Annotated in this window: 10 protein-coding genes; 5 read left to right on the forward strand and 5 right to left on the reverse strand. The window is 71.2% G+C overall.

All coding sequences use genetic code 11. The features are described from left to right. Positions 1-10: 10 nt before the first annotated feature. Positions 11-4,297, forward strand: a complete 4,287-nt coding sequence (locus SRB5_RS20935; RefSeq protein WP_153454267.1) for a discoidin domain-containing protein — start codon at positions 11-13, stop codon at positions 4,295-4,297. 49 nt (positions 4,298-4,346) lie between these two features. On the opposite strand, the gene SRB5_RS20940 is transcribed toward SRB5_RS20935, so the two are convergent. From SRB5_RS20940 to SRB5_RS20955, 4 genes are all read right to left on the reverse strand, one after another. Further along, positions 4,347-5,078, reverse strand: a complete 732-nt coding sequence (locus SRB5_RS20940; RefSeq protein WP_153454269.1) for a VWA domain-containing protein — start codon at positions 5,076-5,078, stop codon at positions 4,347-4,349. Positions 5,079-5,099: 21 nt separating this feature from the next. Then, positions 5,100-6,017 (reverse strand): 5'-3' exonuclease, encoded by a 918-nt coding sequence (locus SRB5_RS20945; RefSeq protein ID WP_153454374.1) that lies wholly within the window; start codon positions 6,015-6,017, stop codon positions 5,100-5,102. An 82-nt stretch (positions 6,018-6,099) separates the two neighbouring features. Next, positions 6,100-7,665 carry a pectate lyase family protein gene (locus SRB5_RS36610; RefSeq protein ID WP_153454271.1) on the reverse strand — a complete coding sequence of 522 codons (1,566 nt, stop codon included), beginning with the start codon at positions 7,663-7,665 and terminating at the stop codon, positions 6,100-6,102. A 299-nt stretch (positions 7,666-7,964) separates the two neighbouring features. Further along, complete coding sequence (locus tag SRB5_RS20955; RefSeq protein ID WP_153454273.1) at positions 7,965-9,290, reverse strand: hypothetical protein; 1,326 nt, start codon at positions 9,288-9,290, stop codon at positions 7,965-7,967. Positions 9,291-9,434: 144 nt separating this feature from the next. Between SRB5_RS20955 and SRB5_RS20960 the strand changes: the two genes are divergently transcribed. From SRB5_RS20960 to SRB5_RS20970, 3 genes are all read left to right on the forward strand, one after another. Then, complete coding sequence (locus SRB5_RS20960) at positions 9,435-10,289, forward strand: EamA family transporter (RefSeq protein ID WP_194292977.1); 855 nt, start codon at positions 9,435-9,437, stop codon at positions 10,287-10,289. Positions 10,290-10,642: 353 nt separating this feature from the next. Next, positions 10,643-12,235 carry a TROVE domain-containing protein gene (locus SRB5_RS20965; protein WP_153454277.1) on the forward strand — a complete coding sequence of 531 codons (1,593 nt, stop codon included), beginning with the start codon at positions 10,643-10,645 and terminating at the stop codon, positions 12,233-12,235. 169 nt (positions 12,236-12,404) lie between these two features. Beyond that, positions 12,405-13,082 (forward strand): endonuclease V, encoded by a 678-nt coding sequence (locus SRB5_RS20970; RefSeq protein WP_153454279.1) that lies wholly within the window; start codon positions 12,405-12,407, stop codon positions 13,080-13,082. 6 nt (positions 13,083-13,088) lie between these two features. Here SRB5_RS20970 and SRB5_RS20975 read toward each other — a convergent pair whose 3' ends face one another. Then, positions 13,089-13,772 (reverse strand): gamma-glutamyl-gamma-aminobutyrate hydrolase family protein, encoded by a 684-nt coding sequence (locus SRB5_RS20975; protein WP_153454281.1) that lies wholly within the window; start codon positions 13,770-13,772, stop codon positions 13,089-13,091. Positions 13,773-13,813: 41 nt separating this feature from the next. Here SRB5_RS20975 and SRB5_RS20980 point away from each other — a divergent pair, with 41 nt between their 5' ends. Continuing rightward, positions 13,814-15,181 (forward strand): glutamine synthetase family protein, encoded by a 1,368-nt coding sequence (locus tag SRB5_RS20980; RefSeq protein ID WP_323378224.1) that lies wholly within the window; start codon positions 13,814-13,816, stop codon positions 15,179-15,181. The last annotated feature ends 4 nt before the right edge of the window (positions 15,182-15,185 follow it).

Here is a 15,185-nt window from a genome sequence, read left to right on the forward strand (position 1 = left end):
GGACCCCCACATGAGACCATCACGCGGGCGATGGCGGACGCTTGTCGCCGCCCTCGCCGCCGTTCTCCTCGGATACGGCCTGCCGGCGCACTCCGCGTCGGCGGCCGGCGGACCCAACCTCGCCGCCGGCCGCCCGGCCACGGCGAGCAGCTCCCACGCCGAATACGGCGCGGGCAACATCACCGACGGCAACCAGGGCACGTACTGGCAGGGTGCGGACGGCACCTTCCCCCAGTGGGTGCAGACCGACCTCGGCGCGGCGACCCGGATCGACGAGGTCGTGCTGAAGCTCCCCGCCTCCTGGGAGGCCCGCAGCCAGACCGTCGCCGTCCAGGGCAGCGCGGACGGCACCAGCTTCACCACCCTGTCCGCCGCCGCCTCCCGCTCCTTCGCCCCCGGCTCCGCCAACACCGTGACCGTCGGCTTCGCCGCCGCGCAGACGCGGTTCGTACGGATCCAGATCACCGCCAACACCGGCTGGGCCGCCGCCCAGCTGTCCGAGCTCGAGGTGCACGGCGTGAGCTCCGCGTCGGGCAATCTGGCGCTGGGCAAGACCCTCACCGCGAGCGGTCAGTCCCAGACGTACGTCCCGGCCAACGCCAACGACGGCAACCGGGCCACGTACTGGGAGAGCGCCAACAACGCCTTCCCGCAGTGGATCCGCGCCGACCTCGGCGCGTCCGTCGCCGTCAACCGGGTGGTGCTGAAGCTGCCGGCCGGCTGGGAGTCCCGTACCCAGACGCTGAAGCTCCAGGGCAGCGCCGACGGTTCGAACTTCTCGGATCTCACGGCGTCCCAGGGCCAGGTGTTCAACGCCGCCAACGACCAGACGGTGTCGATCACCTTCGACTCGACGACCACCCGGTACGTACGGGTGTGGGTCACCGCCAACACCGGCTGGCCCGCCGCCCAGCTGTCCGAGGTGGAGATCTACGGCCCGGACACCGGCGACACCCAGGCGCCGACGGCTCCCGCCGGGCTGGCGTTCACGGAGCCGGCGGGCGGGCAGATCCGGCTGACGTGGCAGGCGTCGACCGACAACACCGGCGTCACCGGCTACGACGTCTACGCCAACGGTGAGCTGCGTACCAGCGTCGCCGGGAACGTCCTGACGTACACGGACACCCAGCCGGCGAGCGCCACCGTCACGTACTACGTCCGCGCCAAGGACGCCGCCGGGAACCAGTCCGGCAACAGCAACACCGTCACCCGCCAGGGCTCCACCGGCGACACCCAGGCGCCGACGGCCCCCGCCGGGCTGGCGTTCACCGAGCCGGCCGCCGGGCAGATCCGGCTGACGTGGCAGGCGTCGACCGACAACACCGGCGTCACCGGCTACGACGTGTACGCCAACGGTGAGCTGCGTACCAGCGTCGCCGGGAACGTCCTGACGTACACGGACACCCAGCCGGCGAGCGCCACCGTCACGTACTACGTCCGCGCCATGGACGCCGCCGGCAACGAGTCCGCGACCAGCAACACCGTGACCCGTACCGGCACCGGCAGCGGCGCCAACCTCGCGGTGGGCAAGCCCATCGAGGCCTCCTCCACCGTGCACACCTTCGTCGCCGCCAACGCCAACGACGACTCCACCAGCACCTACTGGGAGGGCGCCGGCGGCGCGTACCCGAACACCCTCACCGTGAAGCTCGGCGCCAACGCCGACGTCGGCTCCGTCGTGGTCAGGCTCAACCCGGACAGCGCCTGGGGCCCGCGCACCCAGACCTTCCAGGTGCTCGGCCGCGAGCAGGGCGCGAGCGGCTTCACCAGCCTGGTCGCGAGCCGTGACTACGCCTTCGCGCCCGGCAGCGGCAACCAGGTCAGCATCCCGGTCGGCGCCCGCGTCGCCGACGTCCAGCTGAAGTTCACCGCCAACACCGGCGCCCCCGCCGGCCAGGTCGCCGAACTCCAGGTCCTGGGCACCCCGGCGCCCAACCCCGACCTCCAGGTCACCGGGATCACCGCCACACCCGCCTCCCCGGTCGAGACGGACGCGATCACCCTGAGCGCCACGGTCCGCAACACCGGCACCGCCGCCTCCGCCGCGACCGACGTCACGTTCAGGCTCGGTGGCACCAAGGCCGGCACGGCCTCCGTCGGCGCGCTCGCGGCCGGCGCGTCGGCCACCGTCACCGGCTCGATCGGCACCCGGGAGGCCGGCAGCTATCTGCCGGGCGCCGAGGTCGACGAGACGAACAAGGTGATCGAACAGAACGAGGGCAACAACACGTACACCGGTACCACCCCGCTGGTCGTCCGGCCCGTCGACAGCTCCGACCTGGTCGCCGCCCCGGTGAGCTGGTCGCCGACGGCCGCCGCGGCCGGGGACACGATCACCTTCCGGGTGGCGATCCGCAACCAGGGCACCGTGGCCTCCGCGAGCGGCGCCCACGGCATCACGCTCACCGTCCGCGACGCCTCCGGCAACGCGATCCGTACCCTCACCGGCAGCTACAGCGGGACCATCGCGGCCGGCGCCACCACGGATCCCGTCACCCTCGGCACCTGGACGGCGGCCAACGGCAAGTACACGGTCCGCACCGTCCTCGACCCCGACGCCAACGAACTCGCCGTCAAACGCGCCAACAACACCAGCGAGCTCCCCCTCTTCGTCGGCCGCGGCGCCAGCATGCCGTACGACACCTACGAGGCGGAGGACGGCGTCACCGGCGGCGGCGCCCAGGTCATCGGCCCCAACCGGACCGTCGGCGACCTCGCCGGCGAGGCGTCCGGCCGCAAGGCCGTGACCCTCAACGGCGCCGGCCAGTACGTGGAGTTCACCACCAAGGCCCAGACGAACACCCTGGTCGCCCGGATCTCGATCCCGGACGCCGCGGGCGGCGGCGGCCGCAACTCCACCCTGAACGTCTACGTCGACGGCGTCTTCCACAAGGCCCTGTCCGTCACCTCGAAGTACGCCTGGCTGTACGGGGCCGAGGCCGGACCCGGCAACGACCCCGGCTCCGGACCGGCGCGGCACATCTACGACGAGGCGAACATGCTCCTCGACCGGACCGTGCCGGCCGGCAGCAGGATCCGGCTGCAGAAGGACGCGGCGAACGACACCACGTACGCCGTCGACTTCGTCGACCTCGAGCAGGCCACCGCGCTGCCCAACCCCGACCCCGCGCGCTACGCCGTGCCCGCCGGGTTCGCGCAGCAGGACGTGCAGAACGCCCTCGACCGGGTGCGGATGGACACCACCGGAACGCTGATCGGTGTCTATCTGCCCGCCGGGAACTACGAGACGTCGAGCAAGTTCCAGGTGTACGGCAAGGCCGTCAAGGTCACCGGGGCCGGGCCGTGGTTCACCCGCTTCCACGCGCCGACGTCGCAGACCAACACCGACATCGGCTTCCGGGCCGAGAACAGCGCGGCCGGCTCGTCGTTCGCGAACTTCGCCTACTTCGGCAACTACACCTCGCGGATCGACGGCCCCGGCAAGGTCTTCGACTTCTCCAACCTCGCCGACATCACCATCGACGACATCTGGACCGAGCACATGGTGTGCCTGTACTGGGGCGCCAACACCGACCGGATGGACATCAAGAACTCCCGGATCCGCAACATGTTCGCCGACGGCGTCAACATGACCAACGGCTCCACCGACAACCACGTCCACAACAACGACGCACGGGCCACCGGCGACGACAGCTTCGCGCTGTTCTCCGCCATCGACGCGGGAGGCGCCGACGAGAAGAACAACCTCTACGAGAACCTCACCACCACGCTGACCTGGCGGGCGGCGGGGCTGGCCGTCTACGGCGGCTTCGACAACACCTTCCGCAACATCCATATCGCGGACACGCTGGTCTACTCCGGGATCACCATCAGCTCCCTGGACTTCGGCTATCCGATGAACGGCTTCGGGACGACACCGACGAACTTCGAGAACATCTCGATCGTCCGGTGCGGCGGCCACTTCTGGGGCGCGCAGACGTTCCCCGGGATCTGGCTGTTCTCCGCCTCGAAGGTGTTCCAGGGGATCCGGATCACCGACGTGGACATCGTCGACCCGACGTACAGCGGGGTCATGTTCCAGACCCAGTACATCGGCGGCCAGCCGGTGAACCCGGTCAAGGACACGATCCTGCGGGACGTCACGATCACCGGGGCGCGCAAGTCCGGTGACGCGTACGACGCCAAGTCCGGCTTCGGCGTCTGGGCGAACGAGCTGCCCGAGCCGGGGCAGGGCCCGGCGGTGGGCGAGGCGACGTTCTACAACCTGCGGCTGAACGGCAACGCGGTGGACGTCAGGAACACCACGTCCACGTTCAGGATCAACCTCAACCCGTAGGAACCGAAGGGGGGAGGCGCCGTCCGGATCCGTCCGGGCGGCGCCCCGCTCACTCCCGGGGCGCCACGATCCCGGCCCGGCGGGCGTCCGCCAGCCACTGCGGGAACTCGGCCAGCAGCTTGTCGTACATCCGGGCGTCGGACACCTTGCGCGGGTCCTTCCCGGCACCGAAGAAGCCGGCGTTGTCCACCGGGCGGCGCTTGGGCACGGCGAGGTCGTCGAGCTTGTGCAGGAACCGGAACTCGTTGTCCGCCGGATCGCCGAAGCCGATGAACTGCCAGAACAGCGGCAGATGCGCGGCCTTGCAGAGAAACTTCTCGGCGGCGCCCTTGTTGCTCGGCCCGCCGTCCGTCTGGAAGATCACCAGGGCGGGGGAGCGCGGCGCCCGCGCCAGATGCAGGTCCAGGACCGCGTCCATGCCCCAGTGGTAGTTCGTCCGCCCCATGTGCCCGAGCGCGTCGTGCATCTCCTGGATCCGGCCGGTGTAGCCGTCCAGGCTCACCTCGCCCGTGCCGTCGACGTCGGTGGAGAAGAAGACGACCGGGACCCGGCCGTCGTCGTCGAGATGGGCGGCCAGCCCCAGCACCTGCTCGGCGAGATGCTGCACCGTGCCGTCCCGGTAGAACGGGCGCATCGAGCCGGAGCGGTCCAGCACCAGATAGACCGCCGCCCGCTCACCGGCCAGCTTGCGCTTCGACAGGCTGTGCCCGGCCTTCTTGTAGAGGCTGACCAGCGACGGAGCGCTGGACTCGACCTTCGTGAGACTGATCGCGGATGTCATGGAATCCCCCCGGGTGCGGTGTCAGGCCCGGGCCCGCAGGACCTCGAGGACCCGGTTCAGCGAACTGCGCAGCCCCCACCGCTCCGACAGCTCCAGCAGCCGCTCCGGCTGCGCGGGCGCGGCCGGCAGCGCCGGATCGAACGCCGGCAGCGGTACGTCCCCGGCCACCCGGACCACGGTGGGCGCCACCGCGACGTACGGCCGCGACGCGTCGAGCTTCCTGCGCTGCGACGGCGACAGGCCCGACGCCGGATCGTCCACCGCGGCCATGATCCCGGCCAGGTCGCCGTACGCGGCGATGAGCTTCGCCGCGGTCTTCTCGCCGATGCCGGGGACGCCCGGGAGGCCGTCGCTGGGGTCGCCGCGCAGCAGCGCCAGATCCACGTACCCGGGGCCGTCCACGCCGTACTTCTCGCGCAGCGCCGCCTCGTCCATCAGCGTGGCATTGCCCACGCCCCGCACCGGATAGATCACCCGGACGCCGCGGGCGTCGTCGATGAGCTGGAAGAGGTCGCGGTCGCCCGTGACGATGTCCACCGGGCCCTTCGCGTGTCCGGTCAGCGTCCCGATCACGTCGTCCGCCTCGTACGGCGCCACGCCGACGCGGGCGATGCCCAGGGCGTCCAGCACCTCCTCGATCACCGGGACCTGGGGCGACAGGGTGTCGGGCACCTCCTCCACGTCCGGCTCGGTGTCCCCCGGGTGCTCCTCGAGCACCCGGTGCGCCTTGTACGACGGGATGAGGTCCACCCGCCACTGCGGGCGCCAGTCCGCGTCCATACAGGCCACCAGGTCGTCCGGGCCGTGGTCCTGGACCAGCCGGGCGATGAAGTCGAGCAGACCCCGGACGGCGTTCACCGGAGTGCCGTCCGGGGCCCTGACCGACTCCGGCACGCCGAAGTAGGCGCGGAAGTACAGACTCGCGGTGTCGAGGAGCATCAGGCGTCGGGTCACACCCCGCATGATGCCCTACGGCTGTGACAGCGGGCCGGACGACGGTGAAGCCGCCCGGCCCGCGCCGTCAGCCGCTGATCTTCCCCGTGCCGGCGCCCGCGTTCACGGAGGCCTTCACCGTGCCCGACGACTCGGCGGTGAACGCGTAGGGGATTGACCCCACGCTGCCGCTCGTCAGGACGGGTCCCGAGTTGACCAGGGTGTTGTTACGGGCCACCAGGCTCCCGCCGTCGGAGTCGCCCTCGGACAGATGGGTGGGCTCGGCGATGTTCTCGAAGTAGTTCCCCTCGACGAGCACGCCCGCGCCCATGGTGGTGGCGACGCCGTAGCTGTAGTCCTCCGGGCCGCCGCCCATCGTGTAGTAGTTGTTGTAGACGTGCACCGGGTTCGCGAACCGCACCCGCGGGTTGCGCTGGTAGCAGTTGCTGAACTTGTTGTGGTGGTACGTCACCCGCAGATGGCCCCGGTCCTCCGACGCGTTGGAGTCGCTGTGGCCGACGAGCGAGCACTTGTAGTGGTCGTGCAGCACGTTCCACGACACGGTGATGTAGTCCGCCCCGTGGGTCATGTCGAGCAGACCGTCGTAGTAGTCGAGGTCGTGGCTCAGATCGCTGGAGAGATCGTTGTGGTCCAGCCACAGATGGGTCGCGCCGTCGATGTGGATCGCGTCGCCGTTGCCGTTGCCGGCCCGGACGTTCGAGATCTTCATGTTGCGCACGACGACGTTGTCGACGTCCTTCATGCCCAGACCGCAGCCGTTCAGCCCGGACGAGGAGCCGACGCCGATCACCGTCTTGTCGGACGAGACCCGCACGCCCACGGAGCAGCTGAAGTTGCCGTTCACCCGGACCGTCAGCCGGCCGTCCTGGGCGACCGCGTCGGTGAGCGCCGCCAGCGAGGTGACCGTCACGGTCGGGCCGCCGGAGCCGCCGGTGGTGCCGCCGCCCTGGGTGGCCCAGCCGGCGAGGCTGGTGTCCGGGACGGGCGGGGTGCCGGGGTCGGGGTCCGTGGGATCCGGGTCGGGCTCGGTGGGGTCGGGGTCGCCGGTGGGCGGCGTGCCGTCGGAGCCGGTGAGGGTCCACTGCTTGGTGGCGACGCTGTCGCAGGAGTTCGTCTGGACGAGGGCGCCGGCGGCGGTGGAGTTGTCCTTGGTGTTCATGCACTTGCCGCCGTTGCCGTTGACCAGGCGGTAGTTGCTGCCGCTCGCGGTCGGCGTCCAGGTCTGGGTGGCCGAGCCGTTGCAGGTCTGCTGCTCGATGACCTTGCCGGCGCTGGTGGAGGCGTCGCGGACGCCGACGCACAGCCCGCTGCTCACGGAGCGGACGGTGAACCCGCCGCCGGCGGCGGTCAGCGTCCATTTCTGGGTGGTGGCGCCGTTGCAGGCGGCCTGCTGGAGCTGTACGCCGGTGCCGGAGCCGGGCAGCGTGAGACAGAGTCCGCTGGCGCCGTTGGCGACGGTGTACGTGCCCGCACCGACGGCGGCGTTGGCGGAGGGGACGCCCAGGAGCACCACGAGGGCTCCGGCGAGCGCCGTGGCGAGGGTGATCGCCAGACCGACGGAACCGCGGCGGCGGGTACGCGGCGACGACCCCCTGTTCTTACCAGGGGCATGACATAAGCTGGGACTGCGCATGAACGGCTCTCCTTGTGGTCTGCGCGGATCAGGCATGGTCTGCAGACGGGGTCCGGGCGCCGGCCGTCGCGAGTGCCAGCTCGCGGCGGCCTTTGCGTGGGAGCAACGCGGAGAATACGGCCTTGCTGCGGCGCCTCAGATCTCGTGTATCGCGTCTCGTATATGACATACGGTCAACGTCGCGAAAGGTAGGAGCTAGGAGTGTTCACGTCAAGAGCCTGAGCGGCGTCCGTTTTTTCGCAAACCTCTGACCTGCGACGCCCCGGAAGAAAGCGTTTGCTCCCTCCGGTGCACACGATCTACCCCTCGGCGACCGGCGCCGGTTCCGGCTGCGGCGTCCGCGGCGGCGCGATGGGCACCACGGGCGGCATCGGGCCGGGCCCGTCCGGCGGCGAGGCGCGCAGCCGTCGCTTCAGCCGGTGCCAGAGGGTGGGCAGGAAGGGCAGGACCAGGAAGCCGATGATCGTCCCGGCCAGCGTGGTGAACGAGATCAGCGGACGCGGGTCGTCGCCCGCGGTGGTGTCCGTGCCGGTGTAGAAGTCGTACCAGATGAAGATGCACTGGAAGACCGTGAGCGAGGTGAGCGCGACGATCACCCGGTTGCGCGTCTCGTCCCGCCGGTTGGCGACCCGCTCCCGCCGCAGGTTGAACATCTCGCGCAGCGCCGCCATCCGGTCGCCCAGGGTGCGGCCCTCCTCGGCGATGCCCCACGCCTGCTCGATGGCCTCCTTGACCTTGTACTCCGTGTTGGAGACATAGCGGGCGCTCTCCCCGAACACCACGCTGCGGAACGTCGCGTGCCCGGTGAGGTCCAGGATCTCGTCGTACTGCCGGTCGATCTCCTGCTGGGTGTACGGGCCGTCGGTGTCCGCCGTCATCAGCTTGTTCGCGGCGAGCCGGGTGGCGTCGTCGATGATCAGCCAGTTCTGGGAGGCCAGGATCAGCCCGTTCACCAGATGCCGCAGGGCCGGCTCGGTGGCGTTCGTGACGCTGGAGAAGAGATACCCCACCGAGCACGTGGTCTCGCCCAGCTCGCAGGGCACGCCGGCCGCCACGCTCATCGGCACGTTCGGGCCGGGGTCGACCAGGATCCGGTGCCACCACAGCATCTTGCCGGAGGGCAGCACGCCGAGGTCCTCCGGGCGCAGCTGGACGCAGTCGAGCGGGCCGAGCCGGCGCTTCATCTCCTCGCACCACTGCCGGATCCGCGCTCCCACGGCCTGCCGGTAGGGCGCCTCCAGGGCGCGCAGACCGTTGCCGCCGTCCGCGGCCTCGAGGTCGAGGTCGATGTCGTCCCGGCAGTGCGCCAGGTCGAAGATGACGAAGCCGATGGAGAGGCTGCTGATGTACACCCGGGCGTCGAACTCGTCGCCGAGTTCCGGCAGGGGAATTCGTACGGTTCCGTCCAGGAGTTCGTTCTCTATCCGCGCCGCGTGCTTGGGCTCCGGGTAGTCGAGGATGATTTCCCCGTCCCCCGTGATCTCGTCACGGCCGTCCGGCCCCTGCTCCACGAGGCCGGGGAAACACGCTCTGAGCGGGGCGAGTACGGTCTCCCGCTGCTCGATCAGCCCGCCCAGCGAAAAGTCCAGCGGCAGTGAGAATGTGACTACCGTACAAATACGCACCGTTTATCCCCCGCGTTCCCTGGACAGATCTTGCCCCAGGCGGATATGACCGTAGGCACTGGAGATCATCGGGGCAACAGCCTATTCAGCCAAGGAGGTTGGGCGCTGTACGGGGTAACGGAACCAAGCTCTGTCGTCCGGGGGGTGACCCTCGTCAGCCTGTCGGCCGCCGGCTTCGGCCTGCTGCCGCTGCTCGCGATCTGGGGGGCCGACTCCGGACTCGGCGTACTGACCCTGCTGACGCTGCGGTTCATCCTGACCGCGCTGGTGCTGCCGCTGCTCACCCAGGGGGATCCCCTGCCGCGGCCGACCGGGCGGCAGTTCGCCGCGCTGGCGCTGCTCGGGTTCCTCTTCGCCGTGCAGTCGGTGCTCTATCTGCTGGCGCTGGAGCACATCTCGCCGGGGCTGGCCGTCCTGATCCACTATCTGTACCCGGTGTTCGTCCTGGTGCTCTCCGCGACGCTGCGGCACGACCGGACGGCGACCCGGATCATCCCCTCCCTCGCCGTCGCGCTGATCGGTCTGGGGCTGACCGTCGGGCCGCCCGGCTCCTTCGCCGGGCCGGGTGTGCTGTACGCGCTGGCCTGTTCGGTCGTCTACGCGGTGTACGTCGTCGTCGGCACCCGGATCTCGCCGGCCGTGCCGCCGCGGCAGCTCACGCAGTGGGTGGTGGTGTTCGCGGCCGTGTCGCTGGCTCTGGTGGCGGTGCCCACCGGGCGGTTCGCCATGGACTTCGAGCCGGCCGGCTGGGCGGTGATCGCGGCCATCGCGATCCTGTCGACCGCCATGCCGATCGCCCTGTTCTTCGCCGGTTCGGCGACGCTGGGCGCGACCCGGGCCTCGATCATCAGCATGGCGGAGCCCGTGGTGGGCGTGCTGACCGCCTGGGTGGCGCTCGGTGTGGGGCTCAGCACGCTCCAGCTGTTCGGCGGAACGATTCTGCTCGTGGGCGCCGCGATGAGCGTCCGGGTGCCGGCGTCGCCGCTGCGTTCCGAGTGAGTGACGGGCGGGTCACGGGGCCCGGTTAATCGGGTGCGGGCGCGGGGTGGTTGCTCGTACTGTCGTACCCATGAACGCACCTCCCGGTGCGAAGGCAGCGGTTACTTCTGGTGGATTTGGGTTCGATTCCCGAAAGTGAAGCCGGGCACGCGTTGCGCGGGCTCACTCGAACCGCCGCCGACCTTGATCTCGGGAGGCTGTACTTCGGCACCGGAGCGCCCGGTGCGCAGGTGACGGCTACTTCGGTCTGCAACACCGAGCCGGATACGGCTCCGTACCGTCGCCGCCTTCGACCTCGGGCGCCCGATGCCGGACGAGGCCTCCCCTCCCATTGACACTTCTCGGGGGGAAGCATGTCCAAGTTCAACCGGAAGGCCGCCGTCGGCCGCGCTCCGGACACCGTCACCTTCGAGGGCGGCGCCGCCTACACCCGCGACGCCAAGTCCGACCTCGTGCTGCTCGCCGTGGTGAACATGGTGGGCGAGGACACCTTCTACGAGAAGGCCGCCGACCGTGACAACCGCTTCCGGGACCTGGTGCGTACCGTCGCCGTCGAGGACGGCGAGTGGCTGGCCGCGTTCGTGCGCTGGCTGCGCGGCGAGGCGAACATGCGGTCCGCCGCGCTCGTCGCCGCCGCCGAGGGCGTACGCGCCCGGCTGGAGGCCGGTCTGCACGGCGTGAACCGGCGGCTGGTCGACGCGGTGTGCCTGCGCGCCGACGAGCCGGGCGAGTTCCTGGCGTACTGGACGGCCACCTACGGCCGTACGCTGCCCAAGCCCGTCAAGCGCGGGGTGGGGGACGCCGCCCGCCGGCTGTACAACGAGCGGTCGCTGCTGAAGTACGACGCCGGCACGGCCCGGGACTTCCGGTTCGCCGATGTACTGGAGCTCACGCACCCGGCGCCCGACGCCGCGAAGCCGTGGCAGGGGGAGCTGTTCAAGTACGCCATCGACCGCCGGCACCAGCGCGACACGGTGCCGCAGGGGCTGCGTACCGTACGGGCGCGGGCCGAGCTGATGGCGCTGCCCGTCGAGGAGCGGCGCGCCGTCGTCGAGCGGCCGGACGCGGCACAGACTCTGCGGGCGGCCGGGGTGACGTGGGAGGCGCTCGCCGGCTGGCTGCAGGGGCCGATGGACGCCACGGCGTGGGGGGCCGTGCTGCCGTCGATGGGCACCATGGCGCTGATCCGCAACCTGCGCAACTTCGACGAGGCCGGGGTGCCGGACGAGGTGACCGACCAGGTCCTCGCGCGGATCTCGGACCCCGCCGAGGTGGCGCGGTCGCGGCAGTTCCCGTACCGCTACCTGTCGGCGTACCGCGCCGCGCCCTCGCTGCGCTGGGGTCACGCGCTGGACAAGGCGCTGACGGCGGCCACCGCCAACATCCCGGCGCTGCCGGGGCGGACGCTGGTGCTCGTCGACACCTCGGCGTCGATGACCGGCACCGTCTCCGCGCGCTCGCGGGTGCGGCACGTGGACGTGGCGGCGCTGTTCGGGGTGGCGCTGGCGTACCGCGGGTGCGACGTGGACCTGGTCGGGTACGCCAACGGCTGGTTCCTGCACGACATCACCACCGGCGGGTCGGTGCTGCGTGAGATCGACAGGTTCTGCGAGCGGATCGGTGAGGTCGGCCACGGTACGGAGACGGCGCGCACGCTGCTCGACACGTTCGACAAGGACGCGCACGAGCGGGTCGTGATCATCTCCGACATGCAGGCGTTCCAGGCGTGGAGCTCGCACGGGCAGATCTCGGTGTCGGAGGCCGTCCCGGCGGATGTGCCGGTGTTCGGCGTCAACACCACCGGGTACGCGGCCGCGTCGATCGACGCGACGCGTCACCAGCGGTTCGAGATCGGCGGGTTCAGCGACAAGCTGTTCACGATGATCTCGCTGGTCGGCGACCGCGGCCGCACGGCGGCCTGGCCGTGGGAGACCGCGGCCCGGTAGCGGGCCGGCCCGGGGACCGCGGCGGCGGTCCGCGGCCGGCCGCGTCCTCCTCCCGAGGCATGCCGACCGGGAGGAGGACGAACGGGGGCGTACGGTGCCGGGATCCGTCCCGGCACCGTACGTGCGTCCCCGGCTGATACGGTCCGCAGTGATCCAAAGGGGGGCGGGGATGACCGACGACTGGCCGGAGACCGAGGCCGGGGCACTGGCCGTGCAGGAGCGGATCGCCCGCGCGGCGGATCTGACCGACCCCGGTCCCGCGCCCGGCGCGGCCCGGCTGATCGCCGGGGTGGACGTCGCGTACGACGAGCACAGCGACCGGCTCGCGGCGGCCGTCGTCGTCCTGGACGCCGCCACCCTCGACGTCGTGGAGCAGGCCACCGCCACCGGCCGCGCCCGCTTCCCGTACGTCCCCGGCCTGCTCGCCTTCCGCGAGCTCCCGCCGGTGCTGGACGCCCTCGCCGGCCTGTCCGCCGCCCCCGATCTCGTCGTCTGCGACGGTTACGGCCTGGCTCACCCGCGCCGCGCCGGCCTCGCCGTGCATCTGGGCGTGCTGACGGGGCTGCCGTGCTTCGGCGTGGCCAAGACCCCCTTCGTGTACGGCCACCCGGACCCGGGCCCCGCCCGCGGCGACACGGCCCCCCTCCTGGACGGCGCGGAAACCGTGGGCCGCGCCCTGCGCACCCGCGCGGGCGTCAGGCCGGTGTACGTGTCGGTGGGCCACCGGATCAGCCTGGACCACGCCTGCGCCCACACCCTGGCCCTCACGTCGAACGGCTTCCGCCAGCCGGAGACGACCCGCCGCGCGGACCACCTGTGCCGGGCGGCGCTGAAGGACGCGCTCTAGACGAGGTCACCGTCGGGCCGCCGCGACCAGGGCCGACAGCACCCGCACGTCGTCGCCCATCTCCGGATGCCACTGCACCCCCACCGCGAAGCGCGCGTCCGGCAGCTCGACCGCCTCCACCGTCCCGTCCTCCGCATGGGCCGACGGGACCAGTCCGGCGCCCAGCTCCGCCACCGCCTGGTGGTGGAACGCCGGCACGGACACCGCCCCGTCCAGGACGCCGCCCAGCACCGTGCCCGGGACCGGCTTCACCACATGGGTGCCGAACACCCCCGGCGTCCCCCGGTGGCCCTCCAGATGCTGGGTCAGCGTGCCGCCGCGGGCCACGTTCATCAGCTGCATCCCCCGGCAGATCCCCAGCAGCGGCAGGTCCGCCGCCGTCGCCGCGCGGATCAGCGCCAGCTCCCACGCGTCCCGTTCCACCGCCGGCGGGCCCGTCTCGGGGGCACGCTTCGCGCCGTAGCACGACGGGTCGACGTCCGGGCCGCCCGCGATCACCACCCCGTCCACCCGCGCCAGCACCTCCGGCGCCGCCCCGGCCGCGTCCGGCGGGAGCAGCATCGCGCGGGCGCCCGCCGCCCGTACCAGATCGACGTACCCCGCCGGCAGCAGCACCGCCGGCAGGTCCCATACACCCCAACGGGCGGATGTCTCACGGTAGGTGCTGATGCCGATGACGGGGGTGACCATGGCCGCTAGCGTAAGGGCTCCGCCGACAGGAGGTCCCAGACGTGGCAGACCGCACCCCCTCGCTCACGGCCGACGGACTGCGCGCGCTCGTCGACGCCGGGGAGATCGACACCGTCGTCCTCGCCTTCACCGACATGCAGGGCCGGCTGCAGGGCAAACGGTTCGCCGCCCGCTTCTTCCTCGACGAGGTGTCCGAGCACGGCACGGAGGGGTGCAACTACCTCCTGGCCGTCGACGCCGACATGAACACCGTCGACGGCTACGCGATGTCCTCCTGGGACCAGGGCTACGGCGACTTCGCGATGCACGCCGACCCGGCGACCCTGCGCCAGATCCCCTGGCACCCCGGGACGGCCATGGTCACCGCCGATCTCGCCTGGCACGACGGCTCACCCGTCCGCCCCTCCCCGCGCCAGTTACTGAAAGCCCAGCTGGCCCGGCTGGCGGAGCGCGGCTGGAGCGCGCAGACCGGCACCGAGCTGGAGTTCATGGTCTTCGAGGACACCTACGAGCAGGCCTGGGGGAACGGCTACCGGGGCCTCACCCCCGCCAACCGCTACAACGTCGACTACTCCGTCCTGGGCACCGGCCGCGTCGAGCCCCTGCTGCGCCGCATCCGCAACGAGATGGGCGCCGCCGGCATGACCGTCGAGTCGGCGAAGGGCGAATGCAACCTCGGCCAGCACGAGATCGCCTTCCGCTACACCGACGCCCTCACCACCTGCGACAACCACGCCGTCTACAAGACCGGCGCCAAGGAGATCGCCGCCCAGGAGGGCCGGGCCGTCACCTTCATGGCGAAGTACGACGAACGCGAGGGCAACTCCTGCCACATCCATCTGTCCGTCCGCGACGAACGGGGCACCCCCGTCTTCGCGGACGACACCGCCGAGGACGGCATGTCCGCCGTGATGCGCCACTTCCTCGCCGGACAGCTCGCGGCCCTGCGCGAACTCACCCTCCTGTACGCCCCGAACATCAACTCGTACAAACGCTTCCGCCCCGGCTCCTTCGCCCCCACCGCCGTCGCCTGGGGACGCGACAACCGCACCTGCGCCCTGCGCGTCGTCGGCCACGGCCGCTCGCTGCGGCTGGAGAACCGGCTCCCCGGCGGCGACGTCAACCCGTATCTGGCGGTCGCCGGGATGATCGCGGCCGGACTGCACGGCGTGGAGCACAAGCTCGAGCTCCCCCCGCCGGAGACCGGCAACGCCTACGCGGGCGACGCCGTCCGGGTGCCCGCGACGCTGCGCGAGGCCGCGGAGCTGTGGCACGGCAGCGCGCTCGCCCGGAGCGCGTTCGGGGAGGACGTCGTCAAGCACTACCTGAACATGGCGACGGTGGAGCAGGAGGCGTACGACACCGCCGTCACGGACTGGGAGCGCTACCGCTCCTTCGAACGCATGTAGGGAG

Origin of the sequence: Streptomyces smaragdinus (genome assembly GCF_009604385.1) — a bacterium.
Lineage (GTDB): Bacteria > Actinomycetota > Actinomycetes > Streptomycetales > Streptomycetaceae > Streptomyces > Streptomyces smaragdinus.